The 13,969-nt window shown below is 70.4% G+C and carries 14 protein-coding genes; 9 read left to right on the plus strand and 5 right to left on the minus strand.

All coding sequences use genetic code 11. The features are described from left to right. Positions 1 to 14: 14 nt before the first annotated feature. Genes ureG through AS25_RS10455 form a run of 3 tightly spaced genes read left to right on the plus strand, consistent with a single transcriptional unit; the run spans position 15 to position 2,701 of the window. Positions 15 to 626, plus strand: a complete 612-nt coding sequence (gene ureG / locus AS25_RS10445) for an urease accessory protein UreG (RefSeq protein ID WP_035964924.1) — start codon at positions 15 to 17, stop codon at positions 624 to 626. Beyond that, entirely contained in the window at positions 623 to 1,624 is a 1,002-nt protein-coding gene (locus tag AS25_RS10450; RefSeq protein ID WP_253270555.1) for an urease accessory protein UreD, read from the plus strand. Before ureG ends, AS25_RS10450 begins: the two co-directional genes overlap by 4 nt. Positions 1,625 to 1,642: 18 nt before the next feature. Beyond that, a complete protein-coding gene (locus AS25_RS10455) occupies positions 1,643 to 2,701 on the plus strand; it encodes a HoxN/HupN/NixA family nickel/cobalt transporter (protein WP_052160903.1) in 1,059 nt (352 codons plus the stop codon). Here the strand turns inward: AS25_RS10455 and AS25_RS10460 are convergent. Further along, positions 2,662 to 3,678, minus strand: a complete 1,017-nt coding sequence (locus AS25_RS10460) for an urea transporter (RefSeq protein WP_052160904.1) — start codon at positions 3,676 to 3,678, stop codon at positions 2,662 to 2,664. The two genes, AS25_RS10455 and AS25_RS10460, sit on opposite strands and share 40 nt — an antisense overlap. A gap of 147 nt (positions 3,679 to 3,825) precedes the next feature. Between AS25_RS10460 and AS25_RS10465 the strand changes: the two genes are divergently transcribed. Further along, complete coding sequence (locus tag AS25_RS10465) at positions 3,826 to 4,575, plus strand: TSUP family transporter (RefSeq protein ID WP_035964926.1); 750 nt, start codon at positions 3,826 to 3,828, stop codon at positions 4,573 to 4,575. Positions 4,576 to 4,629: 54 nt separating this feature from the next. On the opposite strand, the gene AS25_RS10470 is transcribed toward AS25_RS10465, so the two are convergent. The 3 genes from AS25_RS10470 to AS25_RS10480 form a co-directional block, all read right to left on the minus strand. Beyond that, positions 4,630 to 5,856 (minus strand): MFS transporter, encoded by a 1,227-nt coding sequence (locus AS25_RS10470; protein WP_035964927.1) that lies wholly within the window; start codon positions 5,854 to 5,856, stop codon positions 4,630 to 4,632. Next, positions 5,853 to 6,464 (minus strand): GntR family transcriptional regulator, encoded by a 612-nt coding sequence (locus AS25_RS10475; RefSeq protein WP_035964928.1) that lies wholly within the window; start codon positions 6,462 to 6,464, stop codon positions 5,853 to 5,855. Before AS25_RS10475 ends, AS25_RS10470 begins: the two co-directional genes overlap by 4 nt. Before the next feature lie 297 nt (positions 6,465 to 6,761). Beyond that, on the minus strand, positions 6,762 to 7,247 hold the full coding sequence (locus AS25_RS10480; RefSeq protein WP_052160905.1) for a rhomboid-like protein: 486 nt from the start codon (positions 7,245 to 7,247) through the stop codon (positions 6,762 to 6,764). Positions 7,248 to 7,265: 18 nt separating this feature from the next. Between AS25_RS10480 and AS25_RS10485 the strand changes: the two genes are divergently transcribed. Genes AS25_RS10485 through AS25_RS10495 form a run of 3 tightly spaced genes read left to right on the plus strand, consistent with a single transcriptional unit; the run spans position 7,266 to position 9,489 of the window. Beyond that, a complete protein-coding gene (locus tag AS25_RS10485) occupies positions 7,266 to 7,679 on the plus strand; it encodes a hypothetical protein (protein ID WP_052160906.1) in 414 nt (137 codons plus the stop codon). Positions 7,680 to 7,723: 44 nt separating this feature from the next. Then, positions 7,724 to 8,953 carry a D-mannonate dehydratase ManD gene (manD, locus tag AS25_RS10490; RefSeq protein ID WP_035964932.1) on the plus strand — a complete coding sequence of 410 codons (1,230 nt, stop codon included), beginning with the start codon at positions 7,724 to 7,726 and terminating at the stop codon, positions 8,951 to 8,953. Continuing rightward, entirely contained in the window at positions 8,950 to 9,489 is a 540-nt protein-coding gene (locus tag AS25_RS10495; protein WP_035964935.1) for a gluconokinase, read from the plus strand. The genes manD and AS25_RS10495 overlap by 4 nt, the downstream gene beginning before the upstream one ends. Positions 9,490 to 9,656: 167 nt before the next feature. Here AS25_RS10495 and rlmC read toward each other — a convergent pair whose 3' ends face one another. Beyond that, complete coding sequence (gene rlmC / locus AS25_RS10500) at positions 9,657 to 10,796, minus strand: 23S rRNA (uracil(747)-C(5))-methyltransferase RlmC (RefSeq protein ID WP_035964937.1); 1,140 nt, start codon at positions 10,794 to 10,796, stop codon at positions 9,657 to 9,659. A 124-nt stretch (positions 10,797 to 10,920) separates the two neighbouring features. On the opposite strand from rlmC, the gene AS25_RS10505 reads away from it, so the two are divergent. Together AS25_RS10505 and AS25_RS10510 are read left to right on the plus strand one after the other, a co-directional pair. After that, positions 10,921 to 11,874, plus strand: a complete 954-nt coding sequence (locus AS25_RS10505; RefSeq protein ID WP_253270556.1) for a serine/threonine-protein kinase — start codon at positions 10,921 to 10,923, stop codon at positions 11,872 to 11,874. A gap of 215 nt (positions 11,875 to 12,089) precedes the next feature. Next, entirely contained in the window at positions 12,090 to 13,838 is a 1,749-nt protein-coding gene (locus AS25_RS10510; protein ID WP_052160907.1) for an alpha/beta hydrolase, read from the plus strand. Positions 13,839 to 13,969 lie beyond the last annotated feature (131 nt).

Consider the following 13,969-nt stretch of genomic DNA (forward strand, 5'->3'; position numbering starts at 1 on the left):
GAGGAATAAACCACATGACGGCAGTGAAGATCGGGATCGGCGGACCGGTGGGCGCGGGCAAGACCCAGTTGATCGAACGCCTCACCCGGGCGCTGAGCCAGGACATCTCCATGGCGGCGATCACCAACGACATCTACACGATCGAGGACGCCAAGATCCTCTCCCGCAACAGCGTGCTGCCCCTGGATAGGATCGTGGGACTCGAGACCGGCGGGTGCCCCCACACCGCGATCCGCGAGGACACCTCCATGAACCAGGCGGCGATCGACCGGTTGGAGCAGGAGCACCCGGACCTCGAGGTCGTGTTCGTGGAATCCGGCGGGGACAACCTCTCCGCCACGTTCAGCCCCGAGCTCGTGGACTTCTCGATCTATATTATCGACGTGGCCCAGGGCGAGAAGATCCCCCGCAAGGCCGGCCAGGGCATGATCAAGTCCGATCTGTTCATCATCAACAAGACGGACCTGGCGCCGCACGTGGGGGCGGACCTCACGGTCATGGAGGCCGATTCCCGCCAGTTCCGCGGGGACAAGGCGTTCTGCTTCACCAATCTGAAGACGGACGAGGGCCTCGAGCACGTGATCGAGTGGTTGCGCCACGACGTCCTCATGCAGGACCTCGCGTGAACCCAGCCGCACCGGTGACCGACACGCACGCCTCCGCCGCGCCGACGGCCACGCGGGACGACGCGTCCGAGTCGGCGTCGACGACCGCGGGGACAGCTGCGACCACACTGACTGTGGCGGCATCGGCGACCATGGCGACCGCGGCGTCGTCGTCCCCCGGAACCGCGCGAGAGACGTGGCGCGGTGAATTGGAGCTGGGAATCACGGCGCGCGAAGGGCGTTCGGCGGCGACCCATCAGTTCCACCGCGGGGCGCTGCGCGTGCTGCGCCCGCACTACCTGGACGCGAGCGGGCAGGTGACCTACACGATGGTCAACCCCGGCGGCGCGTTCCTGGACGGCGACCGTTATCGCGTGGCCGTCACGGTCGAGGACCACGCGGACCTGCTGCTGACCACCCAGTCCGCGACCAAGATCTACCGCACCCCTGTAGGCCGCTCCACCCAGGAGATGACCGTGCGCCTGGGCGCGGGCGCGCGGCTCGAGTACCTGCCGGACCAGCTGATCGCCTACCGCGATTCGCGCTACCGCCAGCACACGCTCGTGGACATGGACCCGTCCGCGACCCTGGTGCTCGCGGAGGTCGTGACGCCCGGCTGGTCCCCCACGGGTGAGCCCTTCCGCTACGACAGCGTCCGGTTGCGCACCGAGGTGCGGATGTCCGGGCGACCGGTGGCGCTCGACAACATCCGCCTGGAACCGTCCGGGGACGAGACGGGATTCGGCGGTGTGGGCTCGTTCGAGGGGTTCAGCCACGTGGGTTCGCTGCTGGTCCTGGATCCCCGCGCGGACGACGCCGCTCTGGCCGCCGTCCGTGCACTGCTCACCGAGCGCGCGGGGTACCTGCGCGGCGGTGCATCCGCGCTGGCGGTGCCCGGCTTCGCGCTGCGGGTGCTGGGCGACTCGACGCAGGAGATCGACGAGCTGATCCTGGCCGCGGTGGCCGTGGTCCGCAAGCGGTTCTTCGGGCAGGAACCCGTGAACCTGAGGAAGTACTGACGTCCGTTGGAGGTAGACATGGCGCACACCGGTGGAAGCAGCATGGCCCGCGCGGGGGTGGGTGAGTGGAGTCTGCGCGCCCGGGTGCTCGCGACCCTGGGGGCGGTGCTGCTGTTGCACGTCCTCGCGCTGGGCATGCTGGGTGCGGGTGCCCTGGAGAGTTCCGTGCCCCTGTCGATCGGGCTCGTGGTCACGTGCTACCTCACGGGGGTGAAGCACAGTTACGACTGGGACCACATCGCCGCGATCGACAATTCCACCCGCCGGTTTATCTCCCAGGGCAAGCGACCCGCAAGCGTGGGTCTCGCGTTCAGCCTGGGGCACAGTTCCGTGGTGATCCTCGCGGGGATCCTGGTGGTGCTCGGGGCCACGTTCGTGTCCTCGTTCATCGAGGAGGGGACCACCGCGAACACCGCCCTGGGGGTTATCGGCGGCACGGTGTCCGGGGTCTTCCTCCTGGTGCTGGGAACGTACAACGCCACCGCGAGCGTGCGGTCGTGGCGGTTACGACGTGCCGTGGCGGACGGGCAGCGGATCACGGAGGAGGACATGCGGTCCCAGGGGTTGATCGCCCGGGTCCTGGACCGGCCGCTGCAGCGTGTGAAGAGCCCGCGCAACATCTACGTGATCGGTTTCCTGTTCGGTCTGGGTTTCGACACCGCGAGCACCGTGTCCCTGCTGATCGTCACGGCCTCCGCGTCCGTGGCAGGGGTGTCCACGTGGACCCTGATCTCCCTGCCGTTCTTCTTCGCCGCGGGCATGTGTCTGTGCGATTCCCTCAACGGACTGGCCGTGCTGCGCATGTACGGCTCCACGTGGCGCGATCCCGTGCGCAAACTCGGGTTCAACGCGGTCATCACGGGGATCTCCGCGGTCTCCGCCCTGTTCATCGCGTTCATCACGGTGGGTGCGGTGCTCAACACCGCGTTCGACCTGGACGATCCGCTCACCACGTTCCTGGCCTCCGTGGACCTGGGCCACGCGGGACTGGTGCTGATCGCGGGGCTGCTCGCGGTGTGGGGGATCTTCGCCCTGGTTCACCGCTCGTCGTGGCGGGCCTCCCCCGCCCTCCGCTGACGGGAGCGCAGCGCCAGGACCGTCCACGTGACGAGCACGAAGGGCCACGTGTACGGCGCGACCCCCACGGCCGTGATGGCCCACCACAGCAGCACGGTGACCGCGGCGGCCAGGAGGGGCACCCCGATCCGTGAGGCGAGGGACCCCCGCGCGGGGAATGCCACACCGAGCGCCACGGTCACGAGCAACGCGCCGTAGCCCAGCAACCCGGATGCGGCGGGGCCCTGCCCGATCCCCACGAACCCGGCGAGCGTGCCCACCAGGGTCCCGGCCGCCGCCCACACACCGGCCCGCCACCCCGCGGCGAACATCCCCGCGAGCACCAGCAGCCCGCCCAGCACGGAACCACCCAGGATCACCTGGTGTGCTCCCCGCACGGCCCCGGCGAGCACATCGTGCACGGGGGATCCCAGGGGCACCACGGCTCCCGGGGTCCGCTCGAACGGGGCCGCCACGGCCACCGCGATGCTGTTGACCAGGCAGAACGGCCCCGTGAGCAGCGGAAGGGATGCGGGCCACGAGAGCTTGGGTGCACCCCACACGATCACCGCGCAGACCGCCGAACCCGCGAGGGTCCACAACGCCGCAGGGATTCCGGGCCCGCACGCGAGCACCGCGGCGCACCCGGTCAGGGCACCGTTGAAGCCGTGCAATCCCTGGTCGACCTCCGCGGGGATCACCCCGGACCGGTTCCGGGCCAGGGCTTTCGCATCGACCCGTGAGCTCTCGGGGTCGTGTCCCAGGGGACGTCTCCGCGCCCGGTTCCCGCCCTCCCGGAGACGGTGCAGGCCCCGTGCGTCGTCCCACCCGGCGAGCGCTAGCGCACACCCTGCCTGGACCGCCGCCCCCGCGAGCGCGGCGAGCGCGAACCACGGGGACGCCACCGTCATGGCGGCGAGCGCGAACACCGCGGGGCCCCATCCGGCCTGCAGGAAGATCTGGCCCTGGGCCCGGATGATGCCGCGGAGGAAGTTCATACCCCTATCCTCCTACCGTCGTCCCAGGTCGTGACCCATGTCCCGGGGGCAACACCCATGACATGCGCCACGGATCCCAGGTGGCACCACCCCGCGGCGCACACACGGTTACGCTCGAACCACCGACCCCCTCACCGGAAGCCGCCCATGTCGATCCTCATCGCCGCCCTGCTCGCCGTGCTCGTGGGTACCGTCCTGCAACGGGTGTCCGGCACCGGGGTGGGTCTCGTGGTGGCACCGGTGCTGTCCCTGATCATGGGCCCCGGCCCGGGAGTCCTCGCCACGAACGCGGCCACCACGTGCTCCGGCTTCCTGATCACCCTGTCCGTGCGCCGGCTCGTGGAATGGCGGCACGCGGCGGTGCTGGTCGCGTCCGCCGTGCCCGGGATCGTAGCCGGCGCGCTCGTGGTGCGCTGGGTGCCGAGCGCGTGGTTGCAGGTGGCCGTGGGTGCGGTGGTGCTCGCGGGCCTCGCCGTCACGCGTTTCTCCCCCGCGACTCCCGAGCTCTCCCGCCGCAAGGCCATGGTCCCGGCCGGGGTGATCGGGGGATTCTTCAACTCCACCGCGGGTGTGGCGGCCCCCGCCATGGTGATCTATTCGCGCGTGACCCGCTGGGACCAGCACCGGTTCGCGGCCACCATGCAACCGGTGTTCATGTCCATGGGGGCCCTGTCGGTGGTCTCCAAACTCGCGGCCGGGGTGCACTTCGCCCTGCCCGTCCCCGCGGTCGTGGCCGTGGGCGCGCTCGTGCTCACGGTCCTCGCCGGGATCGCGGTGGGGACCTGGCTCTCCCGTCACCTCACCAAGACGACCGCACAGAAACTGGCCATGGCGCTCGCGGCCGCGGGCGGCGTCGTCGTCCTATTGCGCGGCGCGGCGTCCTTGGCGCTCGGCTGAGCGCGGCTGCCGCGCGGTCGTACCCGTCACGGGACGACGACGCCGCTGCCCCGGCTACCGCGCGACCGCGGCGGCCTCGAGGGCGTCCAGGTCGCGCACCTCGTGTCGCCGCCCGTAGGCCATGACACCCAGGCACAGGGCCGCGATCACGGCGCCGGAGGCGAACAACCACGGGTAGGACGTGAACCGGGCGATCAGCGCGAGGACCATGGGCACGAAGAAGCCCACGTAGGTCAGGGAGTAGAAGACCGCGGTGAGTCCCGCGAGGTCGTCCGGGCGGGCGATGCGCTGGACCTCCTGCAGCCCGGAGACCAGCACGAGCCCGTAGCCGCAACCCAGGACCGCGGAGGCCGCGAGGACCACCACGATGTTCAGGGTCGCGGCGGCGGCCACCGCGGTGAGCATGCCCAGGATCACCGCGACCATGCCCACGGCGAGCGAACGGATGGAACCGTCGCGGTCCAGATGACGGCCCAGGGGCTGGATGAAGAACCCGCAGCCCAGGCCCACCAGGCACATGAGCCCCGAGAACGCGATGCCGTAGTCCGGGCCCACGACGTCCGCCATGAGCGCCGGGAGGATAGCGTACGAGGACGCCGCGCACCCGAACACCCAGGGTGCGGACGGCGCCACCACGAACCAGAACCGGTGCTGGCGCGTGGCCGGGATCTTCAGGTCGGACAGGAGCGAGCCGTGCGGGGCGGTGGCGTGACGTGTCTCGGGTGCGCCCGCGACCAGCAGGACCGCGGGCAGACAGATCGACAGGTTGATCACGTACGGCAACACGGTCTGCAGCGGTGCGAACTGGGCGAGCGTCGCCGCGATCGCGGCCCCCAGGGCGAAACCGGCCGTGAGCGACAGGGACGCCCTGCGAGCGCCCGAGACCCGTTCCGGGTACTCCTCGTACGGCCGCTCGGAGAGCTCCTTGATCCACGAGGTCCCCACGGCCATGCCCAGACCCAGGGCCAGCCCGGAGAAGACCCGACCCACGAAGAGCAGCACCAGACTCCCGGCGCCCAGGGCCAACAGGATGCTGCCCACCATCGCGAGGATGGGGGCGGGGATCATCAGTGCCCGCCGCCCGTGCCGGTCGGACAGCGGTCCGCCGATCAACAGGGCCGGGACGATCCCCAGGACGTACGCGGCCAGGAGCATGTCCACGGCCACCTGCTCATAGCCCTCCACCGTGCGGTACATGACGAGCAACGGGGTGAACTCGTTGCCACCCCACGCCACCGCCAACAGCGCCGAACTGACCCTCATCCAGGGCTTCACACTCATGACACGATCCCTTCGTACACGCGCTGCAAATGCTCCGCCAACAGGGCCTCCACCCGATCCACGTCCTTCTCCCGAACGCCCGCCACGATCTCCGCGTGCTGCGCCAGGATCTCGTCCGACCGCTCCTGGACCGTGCGCACCGCGGTGGCGATCAACCGGATCTGCCGGTCCCGCAGCCCCTGGTAGAAACCGCTCAGCAGACTGTTGCCCGCGGCCTCCACGAGAGCGGTGTGGAACGCGGCATCCAGCTCACCGAACCGCGGAGTGCCCACAGCTTCCCGCTGCTGTTCCAGGAGGTCGGCGAGGGTGTCGGGCAGCTCGGGATCCCCGATCGCCTCCTTCACGCTCGCGCACTCCACGACCCGCCGCGCCGCGAGCACCTCGCGGGACTCGTGCGGGCCCACCGGCACCACGAGCGCACCGCGCTTGGGGTAGAGCCGCATGAGCCCTTCCACCTGGAGCCGCAGGAACGCCTCCCGGACGGGAGTCCGCGAGACCCCCAGCTCCGTGGCGAAGACGCCCTCGGACAACATGTGCCCGTCCAGCTCACCCGTGAGGATCCGGGCCTTGACGTGCTCGTACGCGCGCTCGGCCGCGTTGTGCGCCATGGTGCTCCCTGTTCGACGTCGCTCCGGCCGGTTCCGTACCCACTCGTTCGTCCGCGCGCCCCGGGGTGTGGGGCGAGCGGCGGCCCATAGCGATCAGGCCGCGGGTCGCATAGATACAAGCTGCATACTAGGTGGCGCGCGTCACGCGGGCAACCGGGACGAGTGGGTCCGCTGGATGGTCACACTGCGCGGCGCCGTCGAACTCCCCTGCGCGGTCGAACTACGCAGCGCCGTCGAACTCCGCGGCGCCGTCGGCCCCTTCCGGTCCGGGCGCACGAGACCGGGGGCCGTGCCGGATCAGTGCTCCATCTCGTACAGCCGCCGGGCCCGGACGCGCGCTTCGTGGTGGACGGCGGCGTCGGAATTCACCAGTCGGTAGCTCGCGAAACCCAGCAGCACCGCGATCGCGTGCCCGATGGCCGTCCACCCGAAGTCCAGGACCATCCCCCCGGCCGCCACGGCCACGAGCCCGGCAGCCCACAGGAGCCCGCGGCGCGCGGAGCCGTGATAGGTGGCCAGCGCGGCGAGCGCGAAGAACCCGTAGCTCGCGCCCACGTCGATCCGTTCCGGGATCAGGTCGGGATTCGGGAAGGCCTGGGCCTCCCACATCTGCAGGGCCGCGGTCGAGACCGTGGCACCCACGTGCCCGATCGCGAAGCCGGCGAACACGCGCCGCCACCCGAAGCGGTGTTCCATGGGCGCCACGACCAGGGAGAACGCGATCCACCACACCGCGAGCTCGATGGGTGAGACGTACATGGCGCTGCGCAGCAGAACGGTCACCGGATTGATGCCCAGCTGATGCAGGCTCGTGGACTGCTCCGCGAGGAACGCTCCCTCGCCGAGCGCGCCCTGCCGCTCGTGGACGCGCGAAGGCGCATGGTGGACAAGACCATGACCCGCTGGGACACGTTCCGCCCGTTCCTGCTGTGCTACTCCGTGCCCCTGCTGCTTTCCAGCCTGCTGTGCTTCTGGATCCCCGTGGAGTACGGCGAGTACAAGACCGGAATCCACACCGAGGGTGCCACCTACTCCGCCGTCTGGTTCACCCGCAAGATGGGCCACGAGCAGCTACGCCCCGGTGAGGTCCCGGCTCCCGCGGGGACCCGCACCGACCGCCTCGGCCCCACGGCCCGGGATTCCCACCCCATGACCACCCAGGGCCCGGCCGTGCCGTCCGAGCGCGGCGACGGGTCCGGCCCGTCCACACGCTGATCCGCCATAATCGAGCGGGCCCACCGTTCCAGAGAGGAAACACCATGAAGATCACCGAAGCCAAGGTCATCGTCACCAGTCCCTCACGCAACTTCGTGACGCTCAAGCTCACGACCGACGAGGGTGTCACCGGGATCGGTGACGCGACCCTCAACGGCCGCGAACTGGCGGTGGCCACGTACCTGTCCGACCACGTGGCGCCCCTGCTGATCGACCGCGATCCGGCGAACATCGAGGACACGTGGCAGTTCCTGTACCGCTCCGGCTACTGGCGCCGCGGTCCCGTGACCATGGCCGCGATCGCCGCGGTGGACATGGCCCTGTGGGACATCAAGGGCAAGGTGGCCGGGATGCCGGTGTACCAGCTGCTCGGTGGTGCCTCCCGCCGCGGGCTGTCCACGTACGGCCACGCCTCCGGGCGGGACACCGAGGAGATCTTCGACTCGATCCGCTCCGAGCAGGAGCACGGCTACACCGCGATCCGCGTGCAGTCCTCCGTCCCGGGGATCACCGCGCTGTACGGTGTGGCCGCCCAGCCGCAGGCCTCCGGCGAGCGCTACGACTATGAGCCGGCACAGCGTGCGGCGCTGCCCGCGGAGGAGGACTGGGACACCCGCGCCTACCTGCGCCACATCCCGTCCGTGTTCGAGGCCGTGCGCAACGAGTTCGGCCCGGAGCTGCCGCTGTTGCACGACGGCCACCACCGCATGACTCCCATCCAGGCCGCCAAGCTCGGCAAGTCGCTCGAGCCCTACGACCTGTTCTGGCTCGAGGACTGCACCCCGGCGGAGAACCAGGAGGCCCTGCGGCTGGTGCGTCAGCACACCACGCAGCCCCTGGCGATCGGTGAGGTCTTCAACACGATCTGGGACATCAAGGACCTGATCTCCGAACAGCTGATCGACTACGTGCGCTGCGCGTCCACGCACTTCGGCGGGATCTCCCCGCTGAAGAAGGTCATGGACTACGCCGCGATGTACCAGGTCAAGTCCGGTTTCCACGGCCCCACGGACGTCTCCCCCGTGGGCTTCGCGGCGCAGCTGCACGTGGGCATGGCCATCCATAACTTCGGCCTGCAGGAGTACATGCCGCACTCGGAGAAGACCAACCAGGTCTTCCGTCAGCACATGACGTTCGAGAACGGTCTGCTGCACCCCTCCGACACCCCGGGCCTGGGCGTGGAGATCGACGAGGACGAGGCGGAGAAGTACGAGTACACCACCGCGTACCTGCCCTACAACCGCCTCACCGACGGCACGGTGCACGACTGGTGAGCGGGGTAAGCACGGACATCGCACCGCTCGTGGTGGTCATGGGCGTCTCGGGATCGGGCAAGACCACGATCGGCACGCTCGTGGCCCACGAGCTGGGTGTGGACTTCGTCGACGGGGACAGTCTGCACCCCATCGAGAACGTCCAGAAAATGGCCTCGGGCACGCCGCTCGACGACGACGACCGCTGGCCCTGGCTCGAGATCGTGGGCCGCACACTGCACGAGCGCGGGGAACAGCACGAGGGCATGGTGATCGCGTGCTCCGCGCTCAAGCGCAAGTACCGGGAGCGGATCCGCTCGCAAGCGCCGTCGGCGTTGTTCCTGCACCTGGACGGGTCCGTCACGGTGCTGACCCGGCGGATCGAGGGCCGCAGCGGGCACTTCATGCCGGCCACGCTGTTGCAGTCCCAGCTGGACACCCTCGAGCCGCTCGCGCAGGAGGAGGGCGGCTACAAGCTCGACATCGATCAGTCCGTGCCGGACATGGTGGACGAGGCCGTGACCAAGCTGCGGGCCATCGCCGCCGCGAACTCGTAGTCCACGCCTTCGTAGGGAACGTATAAAGCGTCCCGGGGTGCTCGACAGGGCACCCCGGGACGCTTCTTCGATGCGCGTGCCCATCCGCGACCCGGGACGACGGCGCCGGGCCCGGCGCCGTCGTCAGCCTCGTCGGGTCGCCGGCATCGAACCGGTAGTCCCGCCCCTCACCCTCTGCGCAGCAGGACCGCGACCTCGTAGTGTCCGGTGTGGGGAAACATGTCCAGCAGTCGTGCTTCCACGGGCCGCAAGGACGGCATCCGGCCCAGGTCCCGCGCGAGCGTCGTGGCGTTGCACGACGAGTACACGAAATGATCCACCGATGAGTTCTCGAGCCACGCACACAGGGACGCTTCCAGCCCGCGGCGGGGCGGGTTGACGATCGCGAGCTCCGGGGTGCCGGGCAGATCCGCGGGGGTCGCGGCGGCGTCGTCGGCAAGGAAACGCACGGAGCCCGGACCCTCATCCGGTAGCCCCATGGCGCGGGCGGTGTCCCGGGCGGAGGCCACGGCCTCGACGGAGATCTCGGTGCCCACGACCTCGCGCGTGGGAGCGGCGACATGCAACGCGAAACCCCCGACCCCGCAGTACAGGTCCCACACGCTCGCCGGGTCCACCGCGTCCACCCAGTCCGCGACCTGGCGGTACAGCTGCTCCGTGACCCGTGTGTTCGTCTGGAAGAACGAGCGCGGCCGGACTCGCAGGTCGATGCCGTTGACCGGCATGATCAGCTCGCCCTGCCGCGAGAGCAGGATCTCCTCGGCGCCCTCGATCACGGCCTTGTGCTCGGGCTGGATGTTCACGGAGAGCACGTCCGCGTGCGGCACGAGCTCGCGCAGCAGATCCGTGTTGTCCCGGATCTTGGCCAGCTGCCCGGTGCTGCGCAGCACGAACCGGATCATGAGCCGCTCGTCCGGGTTCCCCGTGACGATCAGGTGTTTGAGCTCGCCGCGCCGTTTGGCCACGTCGTACGGCAACAGCCGCACCCGCGCGATGAACTCGGCGAGCGCGTGGATCGCGCGCGTCACGGGTTCGGGGTAGAGCGGGCAGTCGCGCAGGTCGATCCCGCGGCCCCCGCGGTCCAGGATGCCTAGGGTCGGTGCGCCGACCTTCCCGGCCACGACCATCTTGGCCTTGTTGCGGAACCCCGCCTCCACGGACGCGACCGGCTCGAGCCACCGCGGCTCACCGTGTGCGTCCACGAGGTCGCGCACGAGCTGTTGCTTGCGCGCGAGCTGCCGCGCGTAGGGTACCTCGATCACCGTGCAGGATCGGCACAGGTCCCGGTCGTAATATCCGCATTCCACCCGCTCGATTCTACGACGACGCCGCACGCGCCCCTTCCCCGCTCGGGCCGCCCGCCCGCTGGTAATCCCGGCGGTATCGTGACAGCGTGGCACGGACACCGCCCCTTCCGCCCGAGGACCTGCCATGAGCACCCCACATCCCTCCCCCGCCGCGATGCGCGGCCGCAAGGACCCCGCACTGGGCGTCCGCCCGGTGGACTACACCTCGTGGCGTCCTTCCGCGCGGCAAGGGGACGCGGACGCCGTCGGCGATGACTCCGAACCTCGGGCCGGAGCAGCGCCGGACGGGACGCCTCGGTCAGGTCCCGGGCCCCGAACAGTTCCCGGCGCGGACGGCACCCGTGCTGTTCCTGCAGCGGGCGGGGTACCCAAACCGGGCCCCGGGCCGCGCACGGTCCCCGCCGGGGAACCCACCAGGCCCATCGCGTCCGAAGCACCACGCGAGCTCACGGTGGACCCGCAGCTCGCGGAGTTCGTTCGCCTGTTGCGCGCGGGCATCACCCCCGACACCACTGCCCCCGAGCGTGCGTTCTACACCGTGGACTCCGATCTGTCGGGGGCCCCGGCGATCGAGGTGCCCGCGGACGGCGTCGTCGTACAGGGCGTGTGGGACGTGAGCGAGAGCGCGCTGCAAGCCGTCGTGGCGGACCCCGAGGACACCTGGACCGCGGACCTCGGGCGCACCGACTACTACGTGCGCGGCCGGCTGTGCGTGCAGGTGACCCGGGCGGAGCACCGCGTGGTGGGGATCTACCGCAGCGGGTGGGCGATCGCCCGGCGCCCGGACGAGACCTGGGCGGACACCCCCGACTCCCTCGAGCACACCGGTGCGAAACCCGGGGGCAGCGGCACCCGCTATCCCACCAACCGCAGGGAACTGCTCGAACGGTTGCGCGGGGCGGGCTTCGAGGTCACCACGTCCGGGCCCACCCACGGGAAGATCACCCACCCGGACGTCCCCGGTAGGTTCCTGCCGTTCTCCTCGACGCCGTCCTCGCAGCGCTATGGCCGCCACGTGACCACTGCGGTGAAGCGGGTCTTCGGGATCGACCTGCGAGACCCCGCGAAAACCCGGTAACTGCCCTAAGTACCCCCTAAAGGGAGGGCAGGCATTTCCCCTCGGGAACCCCGGAATCACGTGCCAAAGGCGTATGCTTTTGCACAGTTCACTCCGCCCGTCCCGGGGAAAATGGTTAGTCTGGGCAAAAGTTCGTCAGGGGGCAAGCGCGCCGAGGTTCTTGGGGAAGAACCGGACGCCCGCGGCGGAGACACGTATTACTTGGGGGATCATTCATGCTCACGTACTCGCAGCTGCGCCGTTCCAGGCCCGGCCACCGCTCACGTGTTCGCGAGGAGGACTCCGTACGCCACGGGTGGGTGCCTGCCGGGAACCGGTGGATCGCTGTGGACGTGCACGAACCCACGGCCACCGAGCGCGGCGGGACCGTCATCATCGTGGGGTCCCCGGGACGCGAGCGCGTGACCCTGACCCGCAGCATGATCCACACGGCCCGGGCGCTGGCCGCTCACGGGTGGCGTGTGGTGCGCCTCGACTGGTCCGGGACCGGTCAGAGCCCCACCGCCGAGGAAGCCGTGGACGCCGGACTGTGGGTCGACGACCTGACCACCGTCCGCGACTGGGCGAGCTCCCACGGCCCCGTCCACGGGGTGGGCTTCAGCCTGGGCGGCACCGTGCTCGCCGCCACCGAGGATCATGGCTGGGCCTCCCGGCTGGTGCTGGCCCCCGTGTCCGGTAAGCAGTGGGTGCGCCACCAGAGCGCACTGCGCCGCATGGGCGGGCCCGACCTACCGCCCCGCGTGAGCGACGGCACGGAACTGATGAACCTGCAGCTGTCCTCGCACGGCGCGGCCGCACTCAAGGCGCTGCCCGAGCCCGCGGACGATCCCGATCGTCGGATCCGTATCCTGTCCGACGAGGAAGCGGGCGCCCTCCCGATCAACGTGCACCCCCGCGCGGCCGCCGTCCCCGCCCGTCTGATCACCACCGTGCGCACCGCGCTGGACGCCGCCCCGGCCGGGACGACGCCGGATGACACCGCTCGTCCCGACGGGGACGGCCTGGTCCCCGAGCAGGAGATCACCGTGGACGTGGCCGGGACATCCGTGGTGCTGCGGCGCTCGACCAGCGGGGCCGCCCGACGCCCGGCCATCATCACCGAGCCGGTGACCCGCGACCACGACGCCCCCGGGCTGGCGTTCATCTCCCCCGGTTCGGAGGTCATGGAGGCCTCCGGCGGTCTGTGGCTGCGTACCGCGCTGCTCGCGTCCGCACGCGGCGCCGTGTGCCTGCTCGCCGAACGCTCCGACACCGGCGAGCTCGTGCGCTCGGACATCACGCGGGACTCCAACCCTTACGCGCACCACACGCTCACCGAGTCGCGAGAACTCGTGATGCACCTGAGCGAACTTACGGACGGTCCGCTCCTGGGGGCGGGCATCTGTCTGGGCGCGTGGGGTCTGGTCGCCTCGGCCCACGAACTGCCCGCGACCGTGAGCGAACGACTCACACTCATGGTCATCAACAACGTGGCGTGGCAGCGGGCGCCGTGGCGCTACTGGCGCCAGGGACTGCGCGGCGGTCCCCTGGCCCCGGCCCTGCCCGGGCAGGAAGAGGCGGCGGCGGCGCCGTCGTCCGCTCCCGCCGACGACGCACCCGCCGGCTCCCGCTGGCATGCCGTCCTGGCCGGGCTCAACGCCTACGTGGGGACGACGGCGCGCACCGTGGTGCGTGGGACCCGTCACCGCGCCCGCAACGCGTCACCGCGGGTCAATGCGCTCGCGGCCGGGGTGGGGGTCATCGACGTCCCGCAGCCCACGCTGCGCCGGCTCGCCAAGATCCCCGGACTCACGGTGGACGCGGTCTTCGGACCCGCCGACGCCAAGCACTGCGGGGTCACACCCCAGCGTCTGGGCCCGCGCAGCACGCTCACCGTCCTGGACCCGCTGGACCACTCGCTGTTCGCCACGGAATCGTGCCGCCGGATGGTGGATTACGTCCTGGTGTACGTGCCCGAAGCGTGAGCCACGGCGCGTACGGGCTAGCGCGCCGGTGACAGCCGCCGGCACATGACCCAGGAGCCCCGCACGGGTGGCGTTGCCAGCACGTGCGGGGCTCCGCCGTTTATAAGGCTTGTCGGGCCGCCACGAGGTGA

It is taken from the genome of Kocuria marina, from assembly GCF_000786655.1.
Lineage (GTDB): Bacteria > Actinomycetota > Actinomycetes > Actinomycetales > Micrococcaceae > Kocuria > Kocuria marina_A.